We start from the raw sequence: 25630 nt of genomic DNA, 5'->3' as shown, positions 1-25630 counted from the left end.
GCGGGCGTCTTAGCGTGGAAGCAGTGCACTCATCGGCGGCCGGTCCACCAACGACACGGGCCACGTGCGCGGGGTGTAACCATCGCCGTCGGCGAAGAACTGGGTCAACCCGACCCCAGAGTCGGGGATGCCGCAGCGCGACAACAGCGTGGCGATGACCTGACGGCTCATCGCACCCAGCTCGGCCAGCGGCCGGTTACGGTGCGCCCGCACACCGAGGTTGACCTGCGCGATTGCGTCGAGACCCAGCCGGTCGTAGGTGTCGACCAGCAGCCCGATCTCCACGCCGTAACCCGGCGCGAACGGCAGCGACATCAATAGCTCCCGGCTGGCCGCGTACTCACCGCCCAGCGGCTGCAACACATGCCCCAGCTCAGGTCGCAGCGCCGCCAGCAGCGGTCGCGCCACCAGTTCGGTCACCCGGCCTCCGCCGGTGGCGCCCGCGCTGCCGCTGACGTTCAACGGCCGTCGATAGAAGCTCTTGACCAAGTGGATGCCATCACCGGTAAGCAGCGGGGCGACCAGCCACGGCACGAACATCGGGTCGGGGTCGATCAGGTCGGAGTCGACGAAGACCACGACGTCGCCCGTGGTGGCCGCAAGCGAACGCCACAACACCTCGCCCTTGCCCGGCCGCGGCGGAACGTCCGGCAGGGCCTGCTCACGGGTGACGACGCGGGCACCGGCGGCGATGGCGCGGATCTCGGTGTCGTCGGTGGAGCCGGAGTCCAGCACGATCAGCTCGTCGACCAGCCCACCGACCAGCGGCGAGATGCTGTCGATGACCGATCCGATGGTTTCTTCCTCGTTGAGAGCCGGCAGCACCACCGAGACCCTGCGACCGGCCTTGGCCGCCTCCAAGTCGGCGATTGTCCAGTCCGGGCGGTTCCAGCTGCGGTCGGGCAGCCAAGTGTCACCGGGGCGGGCAACCAGGACTCCGTCGCCGGCCAGATCGACCAGGTCTGATGCCGTCATGCCAGTCCTCTCACCGTGCGCGTCGGCGGACGGGTCCCGTGGATGGACGCGACCATCTCCAGTACTCGGCGCGTGGGAGCCACCTCGTGCACGCGGAACATCCGGGCACCGGCGGCGGCCGCAAGCGCAGTGGCTGCCAGTGTCCCCTCCAGCCGTTCGGTGAGGTCCACGCCAAGAGTCTCCCCGACGAAGTCCTTGTTGCTGAGCGCCATCAAGACGGGCCATCCGGTGTTTACCAGATCTTCCACGTGGCGCAACAACGCCAAACCGTGGAAGGTGTTCTTGCCGAAGTCATGGGTGGGGTCGATCAGTATGCGGTCGCGGGCAACCCCGGCCGCGACCGCGCGCTCCGCGGCGGCGGTCAGCTCACGGATCACGTCGTCGACCACACCGCGGGTGGTCGTCCCGTAGCTGACCCGGAACGGCCGGGTTCGCGGTGCCGCCCCCCCGGTGTGGGAGCACACCAGACCGGCACCGAATTCGGCAGCAACTGCCGGCATCTCGGGGTCGACGCCGCCCCACGTGTCGTTGATCAGGTCCGCGCCGGCGCGACAGGCCAGCCGGGCCACTTCCGAACGCCAGGTGTCGACGCTGATCAACTGGTCCGGGTACGCGGCACGCAACCATTCGATGAACGGCACCACGCGCGCAGCTTCGGTTCTGGCATCGACGTCGTCGCCGGGCCCGGCCTTGACGCCGCCGACATCGATGACGTCGGCGCCGTCGGCGATCGCGCGGTGGGCGGCAGCCTTGGCCGCATCGTCGCTGAACGTGGCGCCCCGGTCGTAAAACGAGTCCGGAGTGCGGTTGACGATCGCCATGATCAGCGGACGATCAGCGGCCACCGGACGGCCACACAGCGTCGAGTGCACGCGTCCTATCTTGCCCGTGTCCGGCTCAGGGCCGCGGTCGCTTACCGGCCGCGACCTCGTCGGGGTATTGGGGGTAAAACGGCACGTAGCCCTCGTCGCGGCCGGCCAACACATACAGCGGGTCCTCGATGCCGGGGCCATATGCCTGCTCGCGCAGGTCGACTTTGCGGCTTTTGAATGTCGTCGTGTGCTCCATCGACTCCACCACCCGCACGAAAAGCGGTAACGCGTACCCGGGCAGCCGGTCGTACACCGTTTCCGCAAGCGCCTTGCCGTCGAACTCGGCGTCGCCCCGCAGCTTGACTGCGGCCATCCCGGCCCGGCCCCCGGTGCGTGGTATTTCGACCCCATAGACCGCGCATTCCTCGACGGCTTTGTCGGACGCCAGCGCCGCCTCGACCTGTGTGGTGGCGACGTTTTCGCCCTTCCACCGGAAAGTGTCGCCGAGCCGGTCGACGAATGCGGCGTGTCCCATGCCCTGCGGCCTCATTACGTCGCCGGTGTTGAACCAGCAGTCACCTTCACGAAAAGCGTTGCGCACCAACTTTTTTTCACTGGCGGTCGGATCGGTGTAGCCGTCGTAGGGCTGAAGCCAGTTGACCGGGCTCAGCAGCAGGCCCGGCTGCCCCGGCCGTACCCGGCGCACCCGACCATTGTCGTCACGCAGCGGCGCGCCGGTGTCGGGATCGTATTCCACGTAGGCCAACGGCAACGGCGAGATGCCGGTCGTCTTGGGCACGTTGAAGATGTTGATGAATGCGGTGTTGCCCTCGCTGGCGGCGTAGAACTCACACACCCGGTCGATGCCGAACCGGGCGGTGAACTCGTCCCAGATCTCCGGGCGCAACCCGTTGCCGGCGATCAGCCGCACCCTGTGCGCGCGGTCGGTCGGCTTGGGCGGCTGGTTGAGCAAGTAGCGGCAGATCTCGCCGATGTAGATGAACGCGGTCGCGTCGTTGGCGATCACCTCGTCCCAAAACCGTGACGCCGAGAACGACCGGCCCAACGCCAGCGTGGCGCCGGAGGTGAGCACCGAGGCCAGCGCGACCGTCAGCGCGTTGTTGTGGTACAGCGGCAGGCAGCAGTACAGCGTGTCGTTGCTGTGCAGCCGCAGCCCCGCGCCGCCGAACGCGGCCAACGCCCGCAGCCACCGGAAGTGGGTCATCACGCTAGCTTTCGGGAAACCGGTCGTGCCCGACGTGAAGATGTAGAACGCGGTGTCTTTGGCCAACACCGCCGACGCCGAGGGGGGATTGTTGGCGGGCGCGGTGGCCGCCAGTCGCTGCAATTCCTCGATGGTTACCGGGTCGGCGGGCGCCCCGGACTCGAGGACGGCGCTGACCAGGTCGGATTCCGCGACCAGCACTTTGGCGTCGAGCAGTCCCAGGCTGTGAGCGAGCACGTCGCCGCGCTGGTGGTAGTTGATCATGCCGGCAATCGCCCCGCATTTGACCACAGCCAGCATCATCAGCACCGCGTCGGGCGAGTTGCGCAGCATGATGCCGACCACGTCGCCGCGGCCGACTCCCCGTGCGGCCAGCACCGCGGCGTAGCGGTTGGCGGTCGCGTTGGCTTCGCGGTAGGTCAATCGCTGGTCACCAAACCGCAGGAAGACCCGGTCGCCGTAGCGAGCGGCCCGATCCTGGAACACCCTGCCGATCGACGCCTTGGAGTTGCGCTGGGGCAACAGCCCGGTCAGCGCCCCCCGCGCCAGCACCGGCACGTCGGCCAACACGGCGGGTACCCGGGCGGCGACGTCGGCTAGCCCGACGCTGGTGCGGGTACCTGAGTCATGATCGGACACGGTGTCTCCCCTTTGCTGAACCGCAGTCGGCGGCCAGCCTAACCCCCACGGGGAGCGCACGCCGCCAGGGCCGCGTCCACGTCGTCGACCACCACCAACCGGTCCAAGGCCATCTGCGAGACGTATCCACTGTCGATCAGCCCGTATAGCCATGCCCGCAACCCGTCGTAGTGCCCGTCCGGGTCGAGCATCACCACCGGTTTGTCGTGCACGCCCAGATAGCCGCCGGTCCACGCCTCGAACAGCTCCTCGAGCGTGCCGATCCCGCCGGGCAGTGCGATAAACGCATCGGCGCGGTCTTCCATGACCTGTTTGCGCTCGCGCATGGTGTCGGTGACGATCAGCTCGTCGGCGTCGGTGTCGGCGACTTCGCGATGCACCAACATTTTCGGGATGACGCCGACCGTCCGGCCGCCGCGGGCACGCGCCGCTGTGGCCAGCGCGCCCATGGCCGAAACGTTGCCGCCGCCCCACACCAAGGTCCAGCCGCGATCGGCGATCGCCTCACCGAGCCGCGCAGCCAACGCCAGCAGGTCCGGATGGGTCGGCCCGGACGCGCAGTACACGCAGATCGCCCACTGCCTCGGCTTCATACACCGAAACGTAGACCAGCCTTGCCGCGGAGCGCATTTCGACCTATCGCCGTGCCGGTTCAGCTCCGCGCCATACAATCCGGCGATGCGCTGGGTAGCCGAGGTGGACGAAACCGCCGTCCAGCAGGTGACCAACGCCCTGGAAAGCCCGCACGTGTCCGGCGCCGTGCTGGTGGGTGCCGACGGTGTGGGCAAGACGTCGCTGGCGCGGGCCGCGGCTGGGAGGTTTGCCGCGCGGCGGCCGTCGACGATCGTGCGGTGGGTGGCGGGCACTTCGTCGGAGCGCATGGCGCCTTTCGGCGCGTTCCGCCATTTGGTGACCCTGGCCGATATCGGGCGGCGGCGGCGCTGCTGCGCGCTGCCCGCGAATCTCTCACCAGCGCCGACGGCGACCTGCTGCTGGTGGTTGACGATGCCCACGACTTGGACAGCCTCTCGGCCACGCTGGTGTATCAGCTGGCTCTGACCGGTTCGGCGCGCCTTGTGGTCACCGTGCACTCGGAGGCCCCGATGCCCGACGTGGTCGCCGCGTTGTGGACCGATCAGCTGCTCAGCCGAATCGAAGTGCGGCCGCTGGATGCCGCGGGGACGGCGGCGGTGCTGGCGTCCGCGCTGGGGACGCCACCGCCCGGCGCGCTGGCCGACGAGATCTTCGCCCGCAGCCAGGGCAACCCGCTGTATCTGCGGCATCTGATCGAGGGCGACGGGCTGGTGCAGGCCGGCGACGGCTGGCGCTGCCGCGACGTGCAGCGGTTGCCGCTGTTTGCGCTGATCGACGTCTACCTTCGCGGGTTGCCGCAGCCGGTGCGCGGCGTGCTGGACTACCTGGCCGTCGCCGAACCCCTGCCCCGGACGGATTTGACCGCATTAGCCGGCGAACAGGCCGTCGAACAAGCCGCGGGCGTGGTCCTCTTCGACGACCAGGAGCAGGCGCGGGCGGCTCATCCGCTCTACGCCCAGCGGGCCCGGGCCGCGCTGGGGCCGGAGCGTGCCCGGTCGCTGCGGGCGGCGGTGGTTGCGCAGCTGTCAACGCACCCGTCCGACCACGTCGGCGACCAACTGCGCCTGGCCGCGCTAGCCGCCGACAGCGACACGCCCGCGCCGGTTGCGGCCACGGTGAGCGCGGCGCAGCAGGCGCTGCGGCTGGGCGACCTGGTGCTTGCCGAGCGGCTGTCGCGCGCAGCGCTGGACCGCTCAGAGGGGCTGGCGGCGCGGCTGGTGTTGGCATACGCGCTGGCCTGGCAGGGCCACGGCCGAGAGGCCGGAGCCGTGTTGGCCGCCGTGGACCCGGACACGTTGTCGGACACCGAGCTGATGGCCTGGGCGCTGCCGCGCGCGGCCAACCAGTTCTGGATGCTCGACGAGCCGGAGCGGGCAACCGCATTCCTGCAGACCATTCGCAACCGGGTGGCGGCACCGACCGCGAAGGCCACGCTCGACGCGCTCGCGGCGACTTTCGCGATGAACTCAGGTACCCCGCTGCGCGCGTTGCGGATCGCCGGCGAGGTGCTGGCCTCTCCGCACGCCGACGAAGTGGGCGTGGGATGGGCGGCGTCGACCGCGGCGCTGTGTTCTGCCCGCACGGGCCGGTTCGGCGAGGTCGAGGCGCTGGCGGCCCGGGCGGTGGCCGGTGAACATCCGGGGTTGTTGAGGTTCACCAGTGGCTTTGCCCGGGTCACGGCGCTGGTGATGGCGGGACGGCTGGACGCAGCACGCTCGTTGGCGCAGCGGTACACCGATTTCGCCGAACTGCAGCAGCCGGGTCGGGCGATCGGCGAGGTGCTGGTCGCATATGTGGCGATCGCCCAGGGTGATTTCGATACCGCGGTGGCGTTGCTGGGCCCGGCCAGCGATGCGCTGGCGCGCACGGGGTATTCGTGGGGCCCGCTGTCGCTGATGCTGCTCGCGCACGCGCTGGGTCAGCAGGGCAAGCAAGTGGAAGCGGCAAAGGTGTTGAGCCGAGCGGAGTCTCGGCACGGTCTGAAATCGGCGTTGTTCGCCCCGGAGCTGGCTTTGGCCAAAGCCTGGGCGAGGTCGGCTCGCGGCGACGAGATCGGCGCGATCGATGCCGCCCGAGAAGCGGTGCAGGCCGCCGAGCGCGGTGGCCAGTCGGCGATCGCGCTGCGTGCGCTGCAGGACGCGGCGCGACTCGGCGACATCCGTGCGGTGTATCGAGCCGAACGCCTCGCGGTCGAAGTGGACTGCGTGCTCGGGCGGCTGACGTTGGCTCATGCGCGCGCGCTAGCCGCCGGTGACGCCGACGCGCTGGCCGAGGTGGCAGCCGACCTCGCCGACGCGGGGTTGCATCCGGCCGCCGCCGACGCCGCAGCTCAGTCGCGGCGGGCTCAACTGGTCAGATAGCGGCGCAACATGTCAGCCGCGGCGGTGATTTGCCCGACCGACACCCGTTCGTCGCGTCGGTGAGCCAGGTTGGGGTCGCCCGGACCGTAGTTCACCGCGGGAATGCCGCGGGCAGCGAACCGCGCTACGTCGGTCCAGCCGTATTTCGCCCGGACCTGCCCGGCCGCCGCCTCGACCAGGGCCTTGGCCGCGGGCTTGGACAACCCGGGCAGCGCGCCCGCCGCGACGTCGGTCTGCTCGATGCGCACGTCGAGCCCGTCGAACACCTCGGCGACATGGCGTAGCGCCTCGGCCGGTGAGCGATCCGGCGCGAACCGGTAGTTGACCGTCACCGACGCGGCGTCGGGAATGACGTTGCCGGCGATGCCGCCGTCGATGCGCACTGCCGACAACCCCTCGCGGTAGGTGCAGCCATCGATCTCGACACTGCGCGCCTGATAGCCTGCAAGCCGCTCGAGCGCGGCGCCGAGTTTGTGAATTGCATTGTCGCCCAGCCATGATCGCGCCGAATGGGCCCGGGCTCCGGTCGCGTGGACGACGGCGCGCAGCGTGCCTTGGCAGCCCGCCTCGATGTAGCCGGCGGTGGGTTCGCCAAGAATGGCCACGTCGGCTTGCAGCCAGTCCGGCAATTCGCGCTCGATGCGGCCCAAACCGTTTGCTGTGGACTCGATTTCCTCGCAGTCGTAGAACACCAGGGTCAGGTCGTGTGAAGGTGCGGTGACCGTGGCGGCCACATGCAGGAACACCGCGTCACCGGATTTCATGTCCGCGCTGCCGCAGCCGTGCAGCAGGTCGCCGTCCCGCCGGCTGGGCAGGTTGTCGGCCACCGGGACGGTGTCGAGATGGCCCGCGAGCAGCACCCGCGTCGGACGACCGAGATGCGTGCGTGCCAGTACGGCGTTGCCGTTGCGGACGATCTCGAACCCTGTGGTCTGCGCCCGCAGCGCGGCCTCGACCTCGTCAGCGATGCGGCGCTCCGCCCGCGACTCGCTGGGAATGTCGACCAGCGCCGCGGTCAGCTCGACGGGGTCGCCATGTAGGTCCAGCACGCTGTCACCATAGCCGCCGAATAGACGCAAAAGCGCCCCTGCGAGGCCGTATATGGGGGCGTTTACGTCTGCTCGGCGAAAGAAAGTAGCGTGGAGCCCGTGACTGGAGCTTCGGGTATCGGGCTGGCGACGCTTGCCGGCGACGGATCAGTCCTCGACACCTGGTTTCCCGCACCGGAACTCAGCGACTCCGGCGAGACCGGCACCACCCGGCTGTCGCCGGCCGAGGTTCCCGCCGACCTGGCGGCACTGGCCGGCCGCGACGAGGACCGGGGCGTCGAAACGGTCGCGGTGCGCACGGCGATCGGCTCACTGGACGACAAACCCGTCGACGCCCACGACGCCTACCTGCGGCTGCATCTGTTGTCGCACCGGCTCGTCGCGCCGCACGGCCTCAACGCCGACGGTTTCTTCGCGATCTTGACCAACGTGGTGTGGACCAACCACGGACCGTGTGCGATCGAAGGTTTCGAGTCGGTCCGCGCCCGGCTGCGCCGGCGCGGCCCGGTCACCGTGTACGGCGTCGACAAATTCCCAAGGATGCTCGACTACGTGGTGCCGAGCGGCGTGCGCATCGCCGACGCCGATCGGGTTCGCCTGGGTGCCCACCTGGCTGCGGGCACCACCGTCATGCACGAAGGTTTCGTCAACTACAACGCCGGCACACTGGGCACGTCGATGGTGGAGGGCCGCATCTCGGCCGGCGTCGTGGTCGGTGACGGCTCGGACATCGGCGGCGGCGCATCGATCATGGGCACGCTGTCCGGCGGCGGCACCGAGGTCATCTCGATCGGCAAACGCTGCCTGCTGGGCGCGAACTCCGGGTTGGGCATCTCGCTCGGCGACGACTGCGTGATCGAAGCGGGCCTATACGTCACCGCCGGCACCAAAGTCGCCATGCCCGACGGCAGCACAGTCAAGGCCCGCGAACTCTCCGGAGCAAACAACATGCTGTTTCGCCGCAACTCGGTCACAGGCGCGGTCGAGGTGGTGCCGCGCGACGGACAGGTCATTACACTCAACCGCGACCTGCACGCCAACTGATTTCTGCCGCGAGCGTGCGTGTTTGTACGCTGACACGCGGCAACTTGGGGCTAGCCGAAGTTCGAAGGCCGCGCTACCTCGGCCTCGAGGTCCTCGACCGAGCCCGTACCGCCACCGCCGACAACCACCACCAGGAGGCCACCACAACGCCAGAATTGACCGCTTAAACTGCATCCCGAAGAGTCGCGCGAATGAGCGGCTTCTTACACCACGCCTCTGGGCTTGGCTCATCGCGCTTGCCGACACCGTGCACCGACGCGACAACGGTGTCGACGCGCTCTTCGGTCGCATTGCGGTAATGCACAGCCACCGCAAAGCGCTTGTGCTCCAGCGTTACTCGGCCGATCGCACGAAACCGTTCGCGCCGTTCTGCTGCGACACGTTCGAAGGAAGTAGCGACCGCTCCCAAGGCTTCTTCGTTCTGTTGATGCGCACCGTCGAGGCCGATGAGCTCGAAACCGTGGCTGCCCGCATACCAAACGCCATCGACGCCAACACAACTGGAGACGTCGTCGAGATCCCGGCCGCTCAGCACCGCCGGCCAGTGGGCCATCCGCATACCAGCAGGGAAATGCATATACGGGTAGGGGGATCATCCCGGGCATGAGCGAACAACACCACCAGCGCGTACTGACCGATCTCAACCCACAACACCGCGCTTTGCGGCACATGAATCGCGGCATCTATCAGGGATTCGCGCAGTTGAGCAACGCCGCGCTGACCCAGGCGCGCTGGACAGAAACAGCAAAGAACTCATCGTGCTGGCCATCGGAGTGGTAGCCGGGTGCGACGGCTGCATCGCCTCGCACGCCCAAGAGGCCGTGCCCGTTGGAGCCCCCAAAGAAGCAGCCGCAACGCCATTGCGTCACTATTCTGATGCATGGCGGGCCGGCCACCATCTTCGGCGCCCGCGCATACGACGCGTTCTGCGAATTCGCCGAAGCGGCCAACAGCGCTGCCTCCGGCGCGAACCGCTGAGCGTGTGCTACCCCCGTTGCGGTAACACCACTTAGGTCGGCTGTGACTGACACGCCCAAGCCGCGATGGCCTCGTTACCCGTCGGCCAACTATGCACCCAACTATGCACCTGCCGCCACCACCACCGTTAGCCGAGCAGCCGCCGCTGCGGGGGTCGCGCAGCTGATCCACCCCAAAATTGCAGTGCCACTTCATCGATCAGCCGCTCGACGCAACGTGGCGTGCATGCTAGAGACAGGAAGCGAAAGGGCCAGCGGCGTTCCGAGCGACTACGCCCGGCAGACGTCTTCACCTGGCGCGATGCTGACCTCGCAAAAGCCCATTACACCAACCACATCCGAGCCGCGAAGCACCGCAGGCACATGTAGTCGACCGCCACACTACAAGAGGCCCCAGGGAAGGCAACGCCATCGCGTCACGGTGGTCATTTACTGTTGAGGTGGCGGTCCCGAGTTCGCGAGTCCGACCGCCCCCCCTCAGTCACCGGATCGGGGCGACCGCTCCATTTTGGCGGCGAATACCGCGGCCTGAGTTCGGCGTTTCATCCCCAATTTGGTCAGGAGCCGGGAAACGTAGTTCTTCACCGTCTTTTCGGCCAGAAACATCCGATCGGCGATTTGCTTGTTGGTCAGGCCCTCCGCGAGTAAGCCCAGCAGCGTGCGCTCCTGGCTGGTAAGGCCCGAGAGCGGATCGGGTTTTTCGCCTTCTCCGCGTAGTTTGGCCATCAGGACCGCCGCGGCCCGATTGTCGAGCAGCGAGCGCCCGGCGCCCACTTCCTTGACAGCGCGCGTCAAGTCCATTCCCTTGATGTCTTTTACGACGTATCCACTTGCGCCGGCGAGGATGGCGTCGAGCATGGCCTCGTCGGACGTGAACGACGTAAGCATCAGACAACGCAAATCCGGCATGCAAGACAACAGGTCGCGGCACAACTCGATACCGTTGCCGTCGGGCAGTCGTACGTCGAGCACCGCAACATCCGGGCGTGCGGCCGGCATGCGGGCCATCGCTTCGGCGACCGAGCCCGCCTCGCCGACCACATCCAACTCGGGATCGGTTCGCAGTAGGTCAATCAGTCCGCGACGCACCACTTCGTGGTCGTCGACGAGAAATACCTTGATCAAGGTACGTCCTCCAAAGGTGCGTTGCGCTTCCTACAGCTGGTCGCCGCGCACGGTGAGTGTCGAGCATTCCACCGGACCGGGCTTGCCCGTGTCACAACTGCGGCTGCGCGGCCCGGTGACGAAAAGCTGAACCGATTGGGCGTTTTTTGCGAGATATTGGCAGACGCCGCCGCGAATGACAGTCGGCTCGATATGCACGTCGGGGTACAGCCGCCGCCAGAGGGTGATCCGACGATTGAGCTGCGCTCGCGCCAAACGGTCTCCGTCGGCGCTGTCCCCCGGGGCCTCGGCCTGCCAGGAGGCGACTGCCCACAGCGGGGCCTCGCGAAGTCGCGCCTCCTCGAAGGCATGTCGCAGCACCACTCCATTGTCCACCTCGACGACGATGCTGCGGGGGTCCGGGTTCGTTCGGTCCAGCGACGGGCGGATTACCGCCACCGGACATCGGGCCAAGTCCGGTAACGCTGCCGCGACGGAACCGGCGCCGCGGCACGCGTGCTCGATTCCGACGGATCCGACACACACCATCACCGCTGACCTCGACTCTTCGGCGAGTTTGGCGACCGGCTTGCCCGGCAGGACGTCGGTCTCGATCTTGACCGGTTCGCCGATCGCCTCGACGGCGTGCTGGGCGTCGTACAACGCCGTCCGCGCGGCAGCGAACTGGAAGTGCTCGGTCCGGGAGAGGTCTGCCGCGTCGATGACGTACACCAGGCGCAGCGGCAGGTCGCGGCTGACCGCCTCGTCGACTGCCCATATGGCGGCCTGGATTGCCGTACGTGACCCGTCGACGCCCACCACCACCGAGGGCGCTGGACGACAGTCGCGCATCACTGGCTCCTTTATCGGAAGATGAGCACCTTTGCTGGTTGCAACGCTAGGCACGCGCACCGCTGCTTTTCAGGGCCATTGGTCACCGGTTATCGACCATTGGTCCTCTCGACACCCAAAATCCGGGTTTAGGCGGGCGACAACAGGTTTAATACGGACCATCCTTCCGCCGTCGAAAGGGCCATCGGTATGGCAATCGAGCCGGCACAACGTCGCAAACGCTTCGATCAGGCGACTTCTGAGCGGTTGATCGGCAAGGGTTGGGTGCAGGGCGTGGCCCTGGTGCTGATTTTTGGCTTCCTGGTATTGGGAATCCTGGCCTACCGCGCCTACACCGCCTCGATGCCGTTGCCGGACAAGGTGGTCAGCGAGTCCGGCCGACTGCTGTTCACCGGCAACGACATCACCCGCGGCCAGGAGCTTTATCAAGCGCGCGGACTGATGGAGTACGGATCGGTGCTGGGTCACGGCGCCTACTTGGGACCGGACCGTACCGCCGAGTACCTGCGCATGGCGACCGACGACGTCGCCGACCAGTTTCGCGGCCAGGGTGTGACGGACCCGCGGGACCGGGTGGTCACCGAGTTTCGCACCAACCGCTACAACCCCGCCACCAAGACACTGGTGTTCACCGACCGGCAGGCCCGGGCATTCGACGACATCCAGCTGCACTACGCGACCTACTTCGGGGAAAACTCCACCAAATACGGGCTGTTGCCACACACGATTACCGACAAAGCCGAAATCCACGAACTCACAGCGTTTTTCGCGTGGACGGCCTGGGCTTCGGCGGCGCAGCGGCCGGGCCACAATTACAGTTACACCAACAACTGGCCGTCCGAAAAGCGCGTCGACAACGGCCCAACCGCCCAAGTAGTGGTGTGGTCCGCATTGTCGCTGGTCGCGCTGCTGGGCGGCATCGGGATCATGTTCGCGATCTACGGACGCTGGAGCCAGAAGCTGGGCTGGCACGGCGACGAGATGGCGTCCACGCTGTCATTCCGGGAGCCGGGAGAGGTGCCCCTCACGCCGGCGCAACGATCCACGATCTGGTTCTTCGCGATCGTGTCGGTGCTGTTCCTGGCGCAGGCGCTGGTCGGCGCCGCAGCCCAGCACTACCGGGCCGACCTGTCTTCGTTCTTCGGCTTGGACCTGGCCCGGGTTCTGCCCTACAACCTGGCTCGCACCTGGCACGTGCAGCTGGCGCTGTTTTGGACTGCGGCGGCGTTCCTGGCGGCGGCATCTTCCTCGTTCCATTCATCGCGCGCCGCGAACCGCGGCGGCAGAGTTGGCTGGCTTACGGGCTGCTCGGCGCGGTCGCGCTGGTGGTGTTCGGCTCGCTGATCACCGAGGCGCTGTCGATCTATGGGGTGATCCCCGCCGGCAGCTTGCTCTCCCAGCAGTGGGAATACCTGGACTTGCCGCGGCTGTGGCAGATTCTGCTGATCATCGGGATGTTCCTGTGGATCGCGATCATCTGGCGGGGCATGCGGGCGCGACTGCGGGGCGAGTCGAAGACTAACCTGCCGTGGCTGTTTTTCTTCGCGGGCCTGGCGATCCCCGTGTTCTACGCGATCGGGTTGCTGGCCAGCAGCGACACCCACTTCTCGGTCGCCGATTTCTGGCGGTTCTGGGTGGTGCACCTGTGGGTAGAAGACTTCCTCGAACTGTTCACCACCGTGATGGTGGCCTACATCTTCGTGATGCTCGGGGTGGTGCGTGAGCGTATTGCGCTCGGGGTGATCTTCCTCGACATCATCTTGTATTCGGCCGGCGGTGTCATCGGCACGATGCATCACCTGTACTTCTCCGGTACCCCGGTGGAGCACATGGCGCTGGGCGCGTTCTTCTCGGCCGCCGAAGTGATTCCGTTGACCTTCCTGACCGTCGAAGCGTGGGCGTTCCTGCAGCTGGGATCGCGGCAACAGTCTGGTGACGCCAAGCCGTTCCCGCACCGCTGGGCGGTGATGTTCTTAGTGGCGGTCGGGTTCTGGAACTTCCTGGGCGCAGGTATCTTCGGATTCCTGATCAACCTTCCGATCGTGTCCTACTATCAGATCGGCACCGCGCTAACAGCCAACCACGGGCACGCCGCCATGATGGGCGTCTATGGGATGCTGGCCGTCGGGCTGGCGATGTTCGCGTTCCGCTACATGATCCCCGCCGACAAATGGCCGGAGAAGTGGGCCCGAATGTCGTTCTGGGGCATGAACATCGGACTGGCGTGGATGGTGTTCGCTACGTTGCTGCCACTCGGCGTGCTGCAGCTATACCACTCCGTCAACGACGGCTACTACGAGGCGCGGTCGCTGGGCTACATCACCCGACCCGGCAATTCGCTGCTGGAGTGGCTGCGCCTGCCCGGCGACGTGATCCTCATCGTCGGCGGTGTGCTGCCGTTCGTCTACATCGCATGGTTGGCCCTGCGCAATTTCCGGTCCGGCGCGGTCGCCGCGGAGTTACCCGAGCATCCGCTCTACACCGAGGTAGCCTCGCCCGCGGCAGCCGAATCCGCGGCGCCGGCCAAGGAGTGACGATGGTGACACCCACGACGTCGGTGTGGCTGGTAGCCGCATATGCACTGGTCCTGCTCGGTATCGGCTGGGGCTTCGACGCCATGGCCAAGCGGGTGTCGCGGCATGCCGCACGGTGGCGCACCGGCAAGTTTGTGTACCGGCCAGACCACGACGCCTGGGTGTGCCCGCAAGATCAGTGGCTCTGGCCGACGTCGTTCGACCCCCAGCACCGGGTGATGCGGTACCGCGCGTCGCCGGTGGTGTGCAACAGCTGTCCGGTCAAGGCGACATGCACCACCTCGGATCACGGCCGCGAGATCACCCGTGAGATCGATCCGTGGCCGTATTCGGATGCGGGTCGGTTTCACCGCGGGATCGCCTGCTTCGTCGCAGCGCTCGGGGTGCTCATGCCGCTGGCGATGCTGATCGGCCAGCACACCCCCATGGACGTCCTGGTGCTTGGTGGTGCCGCCATGCTTGTGGCGCTCAGCGGGTTACCCCTGGCGCGGCACCTTTGGAATACCCCGTCGAATGCACCGGAGTATCTGCCGCACCGCTCCGGACTGGAGGACCAGGCGGCTGTTGCGATAGACCGGTATTCCACTCGGTGGGGCGGCAACTGGGCACAGAAGGAGGACAGTTCGCAGTGAGCGCAGCAGTGCTCGTGATTGCTCTGGCGGTGCTGATGGCACTCGTCGTGCTCGGCTTCTTTTCACTGGCGGTGCTGCGCGAGTATGAGCGCGGGGTAGTGTTCCGGATGGGTCACATCCGACCGCTGTACCGGCCCGGGCTGCGGTTCTTGATTCCATTGGTCGACAAGATGATTCGGGTCGACCAGCGGGTGGTGACATTGACCATCCCGCCACAGGAGGTGATCACCCGCGACAACGTGCCGGCCCGGGTCAACGCGGTGGTGATGTTTCAGGTCGTTGATCCGTTGAAAGCGATTCTGGCGGTCGAGAACTACGCCCTGGCCACCTCTCAGATCGCGCAGACCACTTTGCGGTCGCTGCTCGGCCGCGCCGACCTGGATACCCTGTTGGCGCATCGCGAAGACCTCAACAGCGACCTTCGCACCATCATTGAAAAGCAAACCGAGCCCTGGGGCGTCGAAGTCCGGGTGGTCGAGATCAAGGACGTCGAGATTCCCGAGTCGATGCAGCGTGCCATGGCTCGGGAGGCTGAAGCCGAACGCGAACGGCGCGCCAAAGTCATCAACGCCCGCGGCGAGTTGCAGGCTTCCGAGGAGCTGCGCGAAGCCGCCGAAACGCTGTCGAAAAACCCCGCCTCGCTGCAGCTACGGTACCTGCAAACGCTCTTGGAATTGGGTGCCGACCAGAACTCGACCGTGGTGTTCCCGTTGCCGGTCGACATCATCACGCCGTTCCTGAAACACCCAGAGGTGCTGGAAGGTATTGCAAGCTCGCTAAACGAGCGGCGCTGACCAGCCAGGTCTCCGGGCCGATGCCGAATGGCCGCCGGGCGGAGGACCAATGGCCCTTTAGCCATACCCGGGTTCGGAGAACACTTGAGGGCGGGTAGAGATCGGAGGTCGACATGCCTGGCACGGCCGTAGGAACTAAGGTCATCAAGGATGCGGTGTGCTTAGCGTGCCGTGCCCCATCACTGCACAACACCCAACCTTGGCAATGGGTTCTCGACGGCGGCCAGCTGCAGCTGTTCGTCGATACCCACCGAGTCCTGGCCTATGACCGGTCACGCCGCCAAGCGCTGATCAGTTGTGGCGCTGCGCTCGACCATTTTCGGGTGGCGATGGCGGCCGCCGGGTTGCGGTCTCATGTCGACCGGTTCCCGAACCCCAACGACCCGAACCACCTGGCGTCGATTCACTTCAGCCCGATGGACTATGTGACCGATGGCCACCGCCGGCGCGCCGACGCGATCTTGGTGCGCCGCACCGACCGACTGCCATTGAACGCACCAATGAACTGGGAATCCTTCGAGCCTGTCCTGCGTAACGCCGTCGACGGCGACGCCGTCCACCTGGACGTGATGCCCGAGGATCTGCGTAAGTGCCTGGCAGACGCATCCCAGCTCGCCGAGTCGCTGCGGCTCTACGACTCCCAGTACCACGCCGAACTAGGGTGGTGGACGGCACCGTTCGAGGCATCAGAGGGTATCCCGTACAGTGCGCTGGTCTCGGCGGCCGAAGGTGACCGCGTCGACGTCGGACGGGCGTTCCCGGTCACCCACAACCAGGAGAGGCGCACGGAAGTCCCAGAAGACCGTTCGACGATTCTGCTTCTGTCCACCGACAGCGACAGCCGCCTTGACGCGCTGGTCGCCGGGGAGGCACTCTCTGCGGTCTTGCTTGAATGCACGGTGGCCGGGTTGGCCACTTGCCCGGTAACCCATATCACCGAGGTCCGCGCTACCCGTGACATGGTCACGTCGTGCATGGAACACGACACCGTGCCTCAGATCCTGATACGGGTGGGCGTGGCGCCGGCCACCGAACAAATACCGCCGCCCACACCGCGGCGACCGCTCGACGAAGTTCTGCTCGTACAACGCTGAGGGACCCGACAATGGCTGACCCCTACTGCGAACCGCAGTGCGTCGTCGGGCGTCGACGGCTCGCGCTCGGCCCTGCAGGCAGCGCTGTGGGCCGCCGACGAAGCCGTCGACCGGAAACTGCCGCTATGGTTGGTGCACGCGATCGACTCGCCCGAGGGTGATCCCGACCGCGCGGCACGCGACTCGATCGCCGCCGAGCAGGTGGTCGGCGACGCGTTCACCGCCATCGGGTCGACGGGAACCGGTGAAGCTGAAGGCCGAAATCCTGCATTGCCGTCCGATCGTCGCGCTGCTTGAAGCGTCGCGGTTGCGGCCATGGTCTGCGTCGGCTCGACCGACGCCGGACACGCCACGCAGGGGCGCATCGGATCCATCGTATCCGCCTTGGCGGCTGCCGCACATTGCCACGTCGGCGTCATGCCGACCAGCACCGGCCCGACGGCACGCCAAACCGGGTTGATCTTGGCGGTGGTAGACGGATCGCCGGCCAGTGGCGCCGTTTGTTGAGCTCGCCGCGCAGGAAGCCCGGCTCCGCGGCGGTCCGCTGCGCGCTTTGACCATATCGCCGGCCCATCGCGCCGGAACGCGCGTCATCAGGGCAATGGCCCCGGACCGTTCGGTTCTAGCGCTCGAACGCCGTCTCGACCATTGCCGGCGAGACCACCCGGACCTCGACTTTCGGTCAATCGCCACCCACAGCAACGTGCTCAACTATCCGGAGCATCTGAAGCGAACCGCCCCGCGGATTCAGCTGGTGGTGGTCGATCCTTTGCGGCCGGGCCCGAGCGATCTCCTGCTGGGGTCGTCCGGCCGCGCAACGCTTGACGCCACCGGTTGCACCCTGCTGATTTGCGACCGACAGTATTGGTTATGAGCCTGGCCTCGCAGCCGGAGCGCAGCCGAGCGACGGAAAGCACTCCCCCGCTGCGCGATACCCTCTCGCAGCTGCGGCTGCGGGAACTGTTGGCCGAGGTTCAAGACCGGGTCGGCCAAATCGTGGAAAGCCGCGACCGCCTCGACGGGCTCGTAGAGGCGATGTTGGTGGTCACCTCCGGCCTGGAACTCGACGCCACCCTGCGCTCGATCGTGCATACCGCGACGAATCTGGTTGAGGCGCAGTACGGAGCGCTCGAGGTACACGACCGGGCTAAGCGTGTGGTGCAGTTCGTCTATGAGGGTATCGACGAGGAGACGGTGCGGCGGATCGGCCAGTTGCCCAAAGGCCGTGGCGTGGTAGGCCTGCTCATCGATGATCCCAAACCCCTTCGCCTGGACAACATTGCCGACCACCCTGCGTCGGTGGGCTTTCCGGAGAATCACCCACCGATGCGCACCTTCCTTGGTGTGCCGATCCGAATCGGCGACGAGGTGTTCGGCAATCTCTACCTGGCCGAAAAGGCCAACGGGCAGCTGTTCAGCGAGGATGACGAGGTGCTGGTGCAGGCGTTGGCCTCCGCCGCCGGCATCGCAATTTCGAACGCGCGCCTCTACGAACAAGCCAAGACGCGCCAGTCGTGGATCGAAGCGACCCGCGACATCGCCACCGAGTTGTTATCCGGCGTCGAACCGGCAACGGTTTTCCGACGTGTCGCCGAGGAAGCCCTCGAGCTGACCGGCGCTGATGCCGCCATGGTTGCCGTCCCCGCCGACGACCACGCCGCAGCCGAGGCGGTGTCCGAGCTGGTGGTGGTCGAAACAGTCGGGGCCGCAGCATCTTCGGCCGCCGGGCAGGTGATTCCGCTGGTGGGCACAGTCGTCGGCGACGCGTTCGCGAAGCGGGAGACGCAACGGGTCGAACGGCTCGAGCTCGACGGCATCGACGGTGCGCGGCCCGCGCTGGTACTGGCGCTGCGGGCCACCGACACCGTTGCCGGAGTCGTTGTCGTGTTGCGCGGCGCCGGTTCGGCGTCGTTCACCGAAGATCAACTCGACATGATGGCCGCATTCGCCGACCAAGCCGCGCTGGCATGGCAGTTGGCCACCACTCAGCGCCGGATGCGTGAGCTCGACGTTCTCACCGATCGTGATCGCATCGCCCGCGACCTGCACGACCATGTCATCCAGCGCCTGTTCGCGGTCGGGCTGGCTTTGCAGGGCACGATACCCAGGGCTCGCTATCCCGAGGTGAAGCAACGGATTTCAAACGCTGTCGATGACCTGCAGGCCGTCATCCAAGAAATTCGCGTCGCTATTTTCGACCTGCACGGCGGTCCGCCGGGTGCAACTCACCTGCGACAGCGCCTCGACACAGCCATCGCCCAATTCGCGGACTCGGGGGTACGCACCACCAGTCAATTCGTCGGACCACTGTCGGTCGTCGACCCCGTGCTGGCTGACCACGCCGAAGCCGTGGTGCGGGAAGCGGTCAGCAACGCGGTCCGGCACGCCAACGCGACTGAGGTGTCCGTCGAGGTGCGGGTGGAGAACGACCTATCGATCACCGTCGTCGACAACGGTCGCGGCATCGCCGGCTGTGTCACCGAAAGCGGCCTAGCCAACTTGCGCAATCGCGCCGAGGAGTCCGGCGGTGACTTCCACGTCGGCAACGCCCCCGGCGGAGGCACCGCGCTGTACTGGTCGGCGCCCCTGTCATGAGCCCGGCACCAAGTAAAAGGCTGCCGTTGCGGGATCTACCGCGGAGTGTTGCGTGCCCGTACACCGACCTGAGCGCCGTATCGCCCACTCCAGGAGGATAATTCGCCGCCAAACGGTCAGGTTGTGTTGCCAGGTGTCGTCGACGACATCTTCTTCGCAACTGTCAGCAGGATGGCGGAGTCCTCCAGGGCGCTGACGCTGTGCGCGGTGTTCGGTGCGATCAAAAGGTCACCGGTACGCCCGATCCAGTCGGTTTGGCCCGCGTTAAGGTTAAGGCAGATACGACCACTGAGCACGTAGATGGTCACCTCGTCGAGATGGTGGTGTTCGCTGAGTGCGTGCCCTTGCCGGAGTGCGACGACCGTCTGCCGCAACACCTGCTCATGCCCTGCGAACACCGTGGACGCGCTTCGTCCGCTGTTCTCCGCCTTGGCGCGGTGGAGTTGGTCGCGTGCCAAGGCCGTCAACGAAAACTTCTTCATCTGTGGCATCCATCGTCAGCAGTGCTGCCGGGTAGACACCGACCAACCGTAACGAGTGAGTCAGGCGCTCACCACGAGTGACAGGCGCCGTTGTTCACGTCTGCGTTGGCGTCGTTTGCTGCTTGCCACCAGGCGACCCACTGCCGCTTCGACTCCGCGGGCGAGTTCGTCGATGTCGGGCACGGCATCGAAATCAGCGAGAATGCCGAAGAACAGGTCGTCGGCGTAACTAAGGATCGCTACCCCGGTCCGCAACCGCATCGCGATCGGTGGCACCGGCATCACAGCGGTCACCGTGTGTCCTAGGATCTGCAGACGTTCACGAGGACCAGGCACATTCGTGGCTAGGGTCGCCACGCCACGCTGGGGCAACCGGGTCAGTAATCGAACCGCGGGCGCCGTCAGCGCAAACGGAATGGCGTTGGCAAGCGATACGAAGGTATTTCCGGCTTGATGCTGCCCTCCGGCCTTTGTCTTCGACAGTCGGGAATGGACAAGTCTCAGACGCTGCACCGCACTCTCCTCCTCGACCGGCAGGCAGGGCAACATGACCGAGACGCGGTTGTCGGTTTTGTCGAAGCTCGCGGCTGACCGCATGGACACCGGCACCAAGGTGCGCAACGAATCGGGCAACAGCTGCTCTCCCCGGCGGGTCAGTAGAGAACGGTAGCTGTCGGTGAGCGCGGCCAGTGCGACGTCATTGAGGGTGACGTCGAACTCTTGACACACCTGCTTGACGTCGCCCAGGGAAACCCTGGCGGCGCTATAGCGGCGCAGGCTGGTGATCGGGCCGTTCAGCGGTGAAGTCGAGGACGCGCGCATCAGTCCGACCGCGAGTTCCCCAGCGCCGCGAGCCCCGTGGGCAACTCCCGCCGCCACGGAAGCGGATGTGCGCCACAGTCCGCTTACCCAGGTGAGCGGATTGAGGCTTGGCACCGTCACCCGAGACTTCGTCTCGGATTCTTCGGCGGCCTCTTTGGCGGCACGAATGCGACGGGCGAAGCTGTCGTCAATGCCGCTGTCGGAGAGACCGGCAAGCATGTGGGTGGCCGCTATCCCGTCGGCGATGCAGTGGTGGACTTTCATCAGCATCGCCCACCGATTGTCGACCAAGCCTTCGATGACCCAGATTTCCCAGAGCGGCCGACTCCGGTCCAGCCGCCACGACATCACGTCGGCGACAACCCGTAACAACTCCTGGTCCGTACCCGGCCGCGGTAGCGCAACGCGTCGCACATGGTGGGCGATATCGAATCTCGGGTCTTCGACCCATTGCGGTGCGCCCAAGTTGAACGGGCGTAGGCGTATCCGCTGGGCAAAGCGGGGGCAGCGACCGATCCGCCTGGCCAATGTCGACATCAGCAAATCATGATCGGGAATCGGGCCGTCAATGACCGCCAGACCGCCGATCGCCAGGTTCGCACGCGGATCGGCGTCCTCAGCGTGCAGAAAACTCGCATCCAGGGTGGTCAACTGGTTCACGGCCCTACCTTCCACATATATGTCACCCCTAGTACCACTATCTGCCAGGCGAAGGGTTTCTTGCAGGGCCAAAGGTCCCTATTCGGCGAGGCTTGGGGTTCCTTGTCGGACCGTGCCGGCCGCTGCTGTCGATATCCCGTGCTGGGGTGAGCACGGCCAAGGTGTCAAAGGAAAGCGCGCCCTGCATCCGATGACCCGCTGTCATCTAAAGCGGCCGAGCGTTTAATGAGACGATGCAGTCGAATTCGGTAGCAAATAAACGAGGCCGGCACGGTCCTCCGTTCAGGCCTCGGGCTGACACGCAATCGCTGTCGTGGCCGGTCTCGATGCAGCAGACGCAAGGGCGGTTGCCTTGCCGTCTACGATGGCCGCGCCACGATTACCGGCACCGGGACCGCCTTGACGACAGTATTGCTCACCGACCCTAAGAGCATGCCGGCGAATCCACCTCGTCCGTAACGGCCGAGCACGGACAAGTCGTCATCGGGCCGGACGTCGAAGTGGATGCGGTTCTTGACAATTCGCTCGTCAGGGACGCGCAGGAGGGTCCACTGCGAACGTCAGCCGCATGTCAGCAGCTCCTTTTTGAGGACCTTGCCCATCGCGTTGCGCGGCAGCGCGTCAACGATCCGCACCTCCCGCGGACGCTTGTGCACCGAAAGTTGTTGAGCCACATAATCGATCAATGTCTGCGGTTGGGCTTCCCCGACCACGAACGCAACAATCCGCTGGCCCAAATCGTCGTCGGGAACCCCTACCACGGCGGCTTCCGCGACATCGGGATGACTGAGCAGCGCCGCCTCCACTTCTCCTGCGCCGACGCGGTATCCGCCGGATTTGATCAGGTCGACGGACTCGCGGCCCACGATCCGGTGCATGCCGCCGCTATCGACCGCCGCGACGTCACCGGTGCGATACCAGCCGTCGCTGTCGAACACCTCGGCGGTGGCGTCGGGGCGGTTCAGGTAGCCGTCGAACAGTGTCGGACCGCGAACCTGAAGTTTCCCAATGGTTTCGCCGTCATGCGGGATGGGATGGCCGTCGTCGTCGACGAGCCGAGTCTCGACACCGGCCAGCGGCAGACCGACCCATCCGGGTCGGCGTTCACCGTCGGCGCGGGCCGACAGCGTGATCAACGATTCGGTACATCCGTACCGTTCGATGGGCTTGTGCCCGGTGAGCTGCACCAGCTTCTCGAACACCGTCACGGGCAGCGCAGCACTGCCAGACACCAGGAGCCGCGCCGACCGCAGCGCCTCCGCTGCGGCGGGGTCTGCCACCACCCGCGACCACACGGTCGGTACGCCGAAATACAATGTGCCAGCGGCTGCAGCGTACGCCGCAGGCGTGGGTCTTCCGGTGTGCACGAATCGGTTTCCGATCCTTAACGACCCGAGCAGGCCCAGCACCAGGCCGTGGACGTGGAATAGCGGCAATCCATGCACCAAAACGTCGTCGGCACTCCACTGCCAGGCCTGCGCCAGCGCGTCGAGGTCGGCGGCGATCGCGCGCCGGCTCAGCTGGACTCCCTTCGGCGGGCCGGTGGTGCCCGAGGTGTAGATGACCAAAGCGGTCGCATCCGGCGACGGCTCCGGGTAGCGATGCCAGGACCGGGCGTGCGTGCGCACCGGGATGTGCGGCAAGCCCTCCGGATCGTCGGGCTGTGGGCCCAGCCAAGCCTGGGCGGCGGAGTCGGTGAGTATGTGGCGGCGCTCGGCCCGTCCGACGTCGGCAGGCACCGGCACCACCGGCACACCGGCGATCAGGCAACCGGTGACGGCCAGCACAGTCGATACACTCGGGGTGGCCAGCACCGCGACCCGCTCAGCTCCGCCGACGCGCTCGGCCACCGACGTCGCCGCAGCGGCCAGGTCGCTGCGGCTCAACGTGGCATCTCCGATCCGCACGGCGTCACCGATATCCGCAGCGCCAGCCGCTGAGCGACTCAGCGAGGTCAGCAACACGCCAAGAGGCTACCGGGTCGGCGGCCAGTCTGGACAACCCGCCGCGCGAGGTGCCGAACCTCTGCGTTTCTGTCTGCTGTCTTAGCTTGTCGCATCAGCGAATTCGCAAAACGCCGTATAGGCGCGAGCCCCGTAGATGGTTGCCGGACCGCCATGCATGAGAATGCTGACGCCGATCGCCTCAGCAGCCTCCTCCTTGGTGGCGCCGGCGCACGCGGCACCTCTTGCGTGCGACGCGATGCAGCCGTCACAGCCATGTACCACGCCGATCGCCATCGCCATGAGTTCTTTGACCTTCGGTTCTAGCGCACCTGGTCTCAAAGCGGCGTTGCTCATGTCGCCGAAACCCCGGTAGACGTCTGGGATCATGTGCCGCAGGGCCCCATGTTGCGGATTCAACTCGGTCAAAACATCGTGATAATGCTCAGCCATACCCCCTAGGGTATATCCGGACGGCGTCCGACGCCAGTCGGAAGCACACCAAATCACCGTGCCGCGCCCAGCTGATACAACTTCTGCCCATACCCCCGCGGGTACGATAGGCGAATGTCATCGAAAGGGAGAACACCATGGTTGGCGATGAAGACAGTATCGCTGCGGTCCTAAATCGGCTGCGGCGCGCCCAAGGACAACTCGCCGGCGTCATCGCGATGATCGAGCAAGGGCGCGACTGCAAAGATGTCGTAACCCAGCTAGCCGCGGTGTCGCGGGCCCTGGACCGGGCTGGCTTCAAAATCGTTGCGACGGGCTTGCGCGAATGCGTAACAAGCGGCGGCGCAAAGAATCACAAACGGATGACCGAAGCCGAGCTAGAAAAGCTCTTCCTCACACTCGCCTGACCTCGGGGCACCGCATCGCGACTCGGCGGACTCCGCGGTCAACCGGCACATTGGCTAGGGCCGCAGCTCCTTTTTGAGCACTTTCCCGGTGGGGCCCATCGGCAGCTCGTCGATGATGCGGACTTCGCGGGGGTATTTGTAGGCTGCCAAGCGCTGCTTGCAGTGCGCGATCACCTCGTCGGCAGTCAGGGTGACACCGTCCTTGGGGACCACGAACGCCAGCACCTCCTGGCCGAGTTTTTCGTCCGGCTTGCCGATCACCGCCGCCGCGGCGACACCGGGATGATCGAACAGCACTTCCTCGATTTCGCGGGGATAGACGTTGTAGCCACCTCGAATGACGAGATCCTTTTTGCGGTCGACGATGAAGAAGTATCCGTCCTCGTCGCGGTAGGCGAGATCGCCGGTGTGGAACCAGCCGTGACGGAACGCCTCGGCGGTCGCTTCGGGCTTCTTGTAGTAGCCCTTCATCACGTTGTGCCCGCGGATCACGATCTCGCCGACGTTGTCGGGGCCGGGCGGCAACTCGTTGTCGTTCTCGTCGACCACACAAACTTCCACGCCCCAGATCGGTTTGCCGATCGAGAGCACCTTACGCTGCTCCGCGCTGATGTTGAACGTTGTGGTAGAAGCGGTTTCGGAGAGTCCGTAGCCTTCGAGGATGACCACGCCGGGAAACTTCTCTTCGAATGCGCGGATTACTTCGCCGGGAATCGCGGCGCCTCCAGATATCCCGACTCGCAGCGCGGAGAGGTCGCGGCCTTCGGTGTCGGCCTGCAACAACGCGAAATACATTGTGGGAACACCGGAAAAGATCGTGCAGCGATGCCGGGCGAGCTGCTCGATCACGGCGTGGGCATCGAAGCGCGGCACCAGGACCAGTGTGCCGCCGAACCGCACGGTCACGTTGAGCACGCTGGACAGGCCGAACACGTGGAACATCGGCAGTACCGCCATGCCGACGTCGTCGTCGCGAAAATCGAACAGTTCGCCGGCGACGGTGCAGTTCATGAACAGCTGGAAGTGCGTCAGCTCAGCGCCCTTGGGTTTACCGGTGGTTCCGGAGGTGTAGATGATGACCGCGGTGTCGTCGGCGTTGGTCGGCTCGATCTCGCCGGTGTCGTCGGCGAAGTACAGTTCGTCGAAATGCTTTGTGCCCTTTGGGCGTTGGCCATTTCCTGGCAGGTTCACCACATACGTGGCCAGCCCATCGGCGCCTTTCACCGCTTCCTCGGCGAATGTCTCGAAGGTGATCAGCAGACGAGAGTCGGAATCGTTCAGGTGGTAGTTGACTTCCGGGGCGCGCAGCAGCGGATTGAGCGGCACCATGACCGCGCCGACCTTGAGGATCGCGAAGTAGGCAAACAAGAAATGCGGCAAATTGGGCAACTGGACCGCAACCTTGTCGCCACGCCCCACCCCCAGGTTGCGCAGGCTGGTGGCGACCCGGCCGGAGATTTCGTCGACCTGGGCGTAGCTGAAGGTCTGGTCGGCGATGTGGCAGAGCGGCTTGTCGGGATGCGCGTGGCGGGCTTCGCGGAGCATGACCGCGAGGTTGAAACTCATCGATCGCTCCTGTACTG

Annotated in this window: 21 protein-coding genes and 3 pseudogenes; 10 read left to right on the top strand and 14 right to left on the bottom strand. The window is 66.0% G+C overall.

Going from position 1 to position 25630, the window contains the following annotated elements:
- Window positions 1-9: 9 nt before the first annotated feature.
- From MYXE_RS07325 to MYXE_RS07310, 4 genes are all read right to left on the bottom strand, one after another.
- Window positions 10-975, bottom strand: coding sequence for a glucosyl-3-phosphoglycerate synthase (locus MYXE_RS07325; RefSeq protein WP_085197640.1), 966 nt, complete (start codon window positions 973-975; stop codon window positions 10-12).
- Entirely contained in the window at window positions 972-1796 is an 825-nt protein-coding gene (gene folP / locus MYXE_RS07320; protein ID WP_232061816.1) for a dihydropteroate synthase, read from the bottom strand. Before folP ends, MYXE_RS07325 begins: the two co-directional genes overlap by 4 nt.
- Before the next feature lie 76 nt (window positions 1797-1872).
- Complete coding sequence (gene fadD6 / locus MYXE_RS07315; protein WP_085197636.1) at window positions 1873-3651, bottom strand: long-chain-acyl-CoA synthetase FadD6; 1779 nt, start codon at window positions 3649-3651, stop codon at window positions 1873-1875.
- Between the two features lie 38 nt (window positions 3652-3689).
- Window positions 3690-4244 (bottom strand): LOG family protein, encoded by a 555-nt coding sequence (locus tag MYXE_RS07310; RefSeq protein ID WP_085197634.1) that lies wholly within the window; start codon window positions 4242-4244, stop codon window positions 3690-3692.
- A gap of 258 nt (window positions 4245-4502) precedes the next feature.
- Here MYXE_RS07310 and MYXE_RS07305 point away from each other — a divergent pair, with 258 nt between their 5' ends.
- Entirely contained in the window at window positions 4503-6605 is a 2103-nt protein-coding gene (locus MYXE_RS07305; protein WP_232061760.1) for an AAA family ATPase, read from the top strand.
- Here MYXE_RS07305 and dapE read toward each other — a convergent pair.
- Window positions 6590-7654 carry a succinyl-diaminopimelate desuccinylase gene (gene dapE, locus MYXE_RS07300; RefSeq protein ID WP_085197719.1) on the bottom strand — a complete coding sequence of 355 codons (1065 nt, stop codon included), beginning with the start codon at window positions 7652-7654 and terminating at the stop codon, window positions 6590-6592. The genes MYXE_RS07305 and dapE overlap by 16 nt on opposite strands.
- 90 nt (window positions 7655-7744) lie before the next feature.
- Here dapE and dapD point away from each other — a divergent pair, with 90 nt between their 5' ends.
- A complete protein-coding gene (gene dapD, locus MYXE_RS07295; RefSeq protein WP_112650321.1) occupies window positions 7745-8698 on the top strand; it encodes a 2,3,4,5-tetrahydropyridine-2,6-dicarboxylate N-succinyltransferase in 954 nt (317 codons plus the stop codon).
- A 163-nt stretch (window positions 8699-8861) separates the two neighbouring features.
- Here the strand turns inward: dapD and otsB are convergent, their stop codons facing one another.
- Complete coding sequence (gene otsB, locus MYXE_RS07290; protein ID WP_232061759.1) at window positions 8862-9257, bottom strand: trehalose-phosphatase; 396 nt, start codon at window positions 9255-9257, stop codon at window positions 8862-8864.
- A gap of 44 nt (window positions 9258-9301) precedes the next feature.
- Between otsB and MYXE_RS07285 the strand changes: the two are divergent.
- Window positions 9302-9676: pseudogene (locus MYXE_RS07285) on the top strand (carboxymuconolactone decarboxylase family protein).
- 476 nt (window positions 9677-10152) lie between these two features.
- Here the strand turns inward: MYXE_RS07285 and dosR are convergent.
- Together dosR and MYXE_RS07275 are read right to left on the bottom strand one after the other, a co-directional pair.
- Window positions 10153-10800: a hypoxia response regulator transcription factor DosR/DevR gene (dosR, locus tag MYXE_RS07280; protein WP_085197628.1), complete on the bottom strand. Its 648-nt coding sequence runs from the start codon at window positions 10798-10800 to the stop codon at window positions 10153-10155.
- Window positions 10801-10830: 30 nt separating this feature from the next.
- Window positions 10831-11631, bottom strand: coding sequence for a universal stress protein (locus MYXE_RS07275; protein WP_085197626.1), 801 nt, complete (start codon window positions 11629-11631; stop codon window positions 10831-10833).
- 189 nt (window positions 11632-11820) lie between these two features.
- Between MYXE_RS07275 and MYXE_RS07270 the strand changes: the two are divergent.
- The 6 genes and pseudogenes from MYXE_RS07270 (at window position 11821) to MYXE_RS07245 (ending at window position 19280) form a co-directional block, all read left to right on the top strand.
- Window positions 11821-14165, top strand: a pseudogene (locus tag MYXE_RS07270) (nitric-oxide reductase large subunit).
- A 2-nt stretch (window positions 14166-14167) separates the two neighbouring features.
- Window positions 14168-14797, top strand: coding sequence for a hypothetical protein (locus MYXE_RS07265; RefSeq protein ID WP_085197622.1), 630 nt, complete (start codon window positions 14168-14170; stop codon window positions 14795-14797).
- A gap of 35 nt (window positions 14798-14832) precedes the next feature.
- Window positions 14833-15591 carry a slipin family protein gene (locus tag MYXE_RS07260; protein ID WP_415624478.1) on the top strand — a complete coding sequence of 253 codons (759 nt, stop codon included), beginning with the start codon at window positions 14833-14835 and terminating at the stop codon, window positions 15589-15591.
- 113 nt (window positions 15592-15704) lie between these two features.
- On the top strand, window positions 15705-16685 hold the full coding sequence (locus MYXE_RS07255; RefSeq protein WP_085197618.1) for an Acg family FMN-binding oxidoreductase: 981 nt from the start codon (window positions 15705-15707) through the stop codon (window positions 16683-16685).
- A gap of 15 nt (window positions 16686-16700) precedes the next feature.
- The gene (locus tag MYXE_RS07250) at window positions 16701-16982 is read left to right on the top strand and encodes a universal stress protein (RefSeq protein ID WP_085197616.1); all 282 of its coding nucleotides are present in this window, start codon (window positions 16701-16703) and stop codon (window positions 16980-16982) included.
- 573 nt (window positions 16983-17555) lie between these two features.
- Complete coding sequence (locus MYXE_RS07245; protein ID WP_112650320.1) at window positions 17556-19280, top strand: GAF domain-containing sensor histidine kinase; 1725 nt, start codon at window positions 17556-17558, stop codon at window positions 19278-19280.
- A gap of 116 nt (window positions 19281-19396) precedes the next feature.
- On the opposite strand, the gene MYXE_RS07240 is transcribed toward MYXE_RS07245, so the two are convergent.
- The 5 genes and pseudogenes from MYXE_RS07240 to MYXE_RS07220 all read right to left on the bottom strand — a co-directional run bounded on the left by MYXE_RS07240 (window position 19397) and on the right by MYXE_RS07220 (window position 23640).
- A complete protein-coding gene (locus MYXE_RS07240; RefSeq protein WP_085193105.1) occupies window positions 19397-19762 on the bottom strand; it encodes a cupin domain-containing protein in 366 nt (121 codons plus the stop codon).
- Between the two features lie 60 nt (window positions 19763-19822).
- Window positions 19823-21244: a WS/DGAT/MGAT family O-acyltransferase gene (locus MYXE_RS07235; protein WP_085193104.1), complete on the bottom strand. Its 1422-nt coding sequence runs from the start codon at window positions 21242-21244 to the stop codon at window positions 19823-19825.
- Between the two features lie 359 nt (window positions 21245-21603).
- Window positions 21604-21720: pseudogene (locus MYXE_RS24325) on the bottom strand (universal stress protein); the annotation flags it as partial.
- Window positions 21721-21804: 84 nt separating this feature from the next.
- Complete coding sequence (locus MYXE_RS07225; RefSeq protein ID WP_085193103.1) at window positions 21805-23208, bottom strand: acyl-CoA synthetase; 1404 nt, start codon at window positions 23206-23208, stop codon at window positions 21805-21807.
- 81 nt (window positions 23209-23289) lie between these two features.
- Window positions 23290-23640, bottom strand: a complete 351-nt coding sequence (locus tag MYXE_RS07220; protein WP_085193102.1) for a carboxymuconolactone decarboxylase family protein — start codon at window positions 23638-23640, stop codon at window positions 23290-23292.
- Window positions 23641-23777: 137 nt separating this feature from the next.
- On the opposite strand from MYXE_RS07220, the gene MYXE_RS07215 reads away from it, so the two are divergent.
- Window positions 23778-24047 carry a metal-sensitive transcriptional regulator gene (locus MYXE_RS07215; RefSeq protein WP_085193101.1) on the top strand — a complete coding sequence of 90 codons (270 nt, stop codon included), beginning with the start codon at window positions 23778-23780 and terminating at the stop codon, window positions 24045-24047.
- Window positions 24048-24101: 54 nt separating this feature from the next.
- Here the strand turns inward: MYXE_RS07215 and MYXE_RS07210 are convergent, their stop codons facing one another.
- Window positions 24102-25613, bottom strand: a complete 1512-nt coding sequence (locus MYXE_RS07210) for a long-chain-fatty-acid--CoA ligase (protein ID WP_085193100.1) — start codon at window positions 25611-25613, stop codon at window positions 24102-24104.
- Window positions 25614-25630 lie beyond the last annotated feature (17 nt).

It is taken from the genome of Mycobacterium xenopi (genome assembly GCF_009936235.1).
Classification (GTDB): domain Bacteria; phylum Actinomycetota; class Actinomycetes; order Mycobacteriales; family Mycobacteriaceae; genus Mycobacterium; species Mycobacterium xenopi.
Note: the sequence above shows the minus strand (reverse complement) of the source record. Positions and strands in the feature narration are given on the sequence as shown.

Coding starts and splice junctions, on each gene's coding strand:
- MYXE_RS07245 (WP_112650320.1), top strand. CDS start 17,556: ATGAGCCTGGCCTCGCAGCCGGAGCGCAGCCGAGCGACGGAAAGCACT.
- folP (WP_232061816.1), bottom strand. CDS start 1,796: ATGGCGATCGTCAACCGCACTCCGGACTCGTTTTACGACCGGGGCGCC.
- MYXE_RS07275 (WP_085197626.1), bottom strand. CDS start 11,631: ATGCGCGACTGTCGTCCAGCGCCCTCGGTGGTGGTGGGCGTCGACGGG.
- MYXE_RS07240 (WP_085193105.1), bottom strand. CDS start 19,762: ATGAAGAAGTTTTCGTTGACGGCCTTGGCACGCGACCAACTCCACCGC.
- MYXE_RS07265 (WP_085197622.1), top strand. CDS start 14,168: ATGGTGACACCCACGACGTCGGTGTGGCTGGTAGCCGCATATGCACTG.
- MYXE_RS07325 (WP_085197640.1), bottom strand. CDS start 975: ATGACGGCATCAGACCTGGTCGATCTGGCCGGCGACGGAGTCCTGGTT.
- MYXE_RS07255 (WP_085197618.1), top strand. CDS start 15,705: ATGCCTGGCACGGCCGTAGGAACTAAGGTCATCAAGGATGCGGTGTGC.
- MYXE_RS07260 (WP_415624478.1), top strand. CDS start 14,833: ATGGCACTCGTCGTGCTCGGCTTCTTTTCACTGGCGGTGCTGCGCGAG.
- MYXE_RS07220 (WP_085193102.1), bottom strand. CDS start 23,640: ATGGCTGAGCATTATCACGATGTTTTGACCGAGTTGAATCCGCAACAT.
- otsB (WP_232061759.1), bottom strand. CDS start 9,257: ATGCGGATGGCCCACTGGCCGGCGGTGCTGAGCGGCCGGGATCTCGAC.
- MYXE_RS07210 (WP_085193100.1), bottom strand. CDS start 25,613: ATGAGTTTCAACCTCGCGGTCATGCTCCGCGAAGCCCGCCACGCGCAT.
- MYXE_RS07215 (WP_085193101.1), top strand. CDS start 23,778: ATGGTTGGCGATGAAGACAGTATCGCTGCGGTCCTAAATCGGCTGCGG.
- MYXE_RS07310 (WP_085197634.1), bottom strand. CDS start 4,244: ATGAAGCCGAGGCAGTGGGCGATCTGCGTGTACTGCGCGTCCGGGCCG.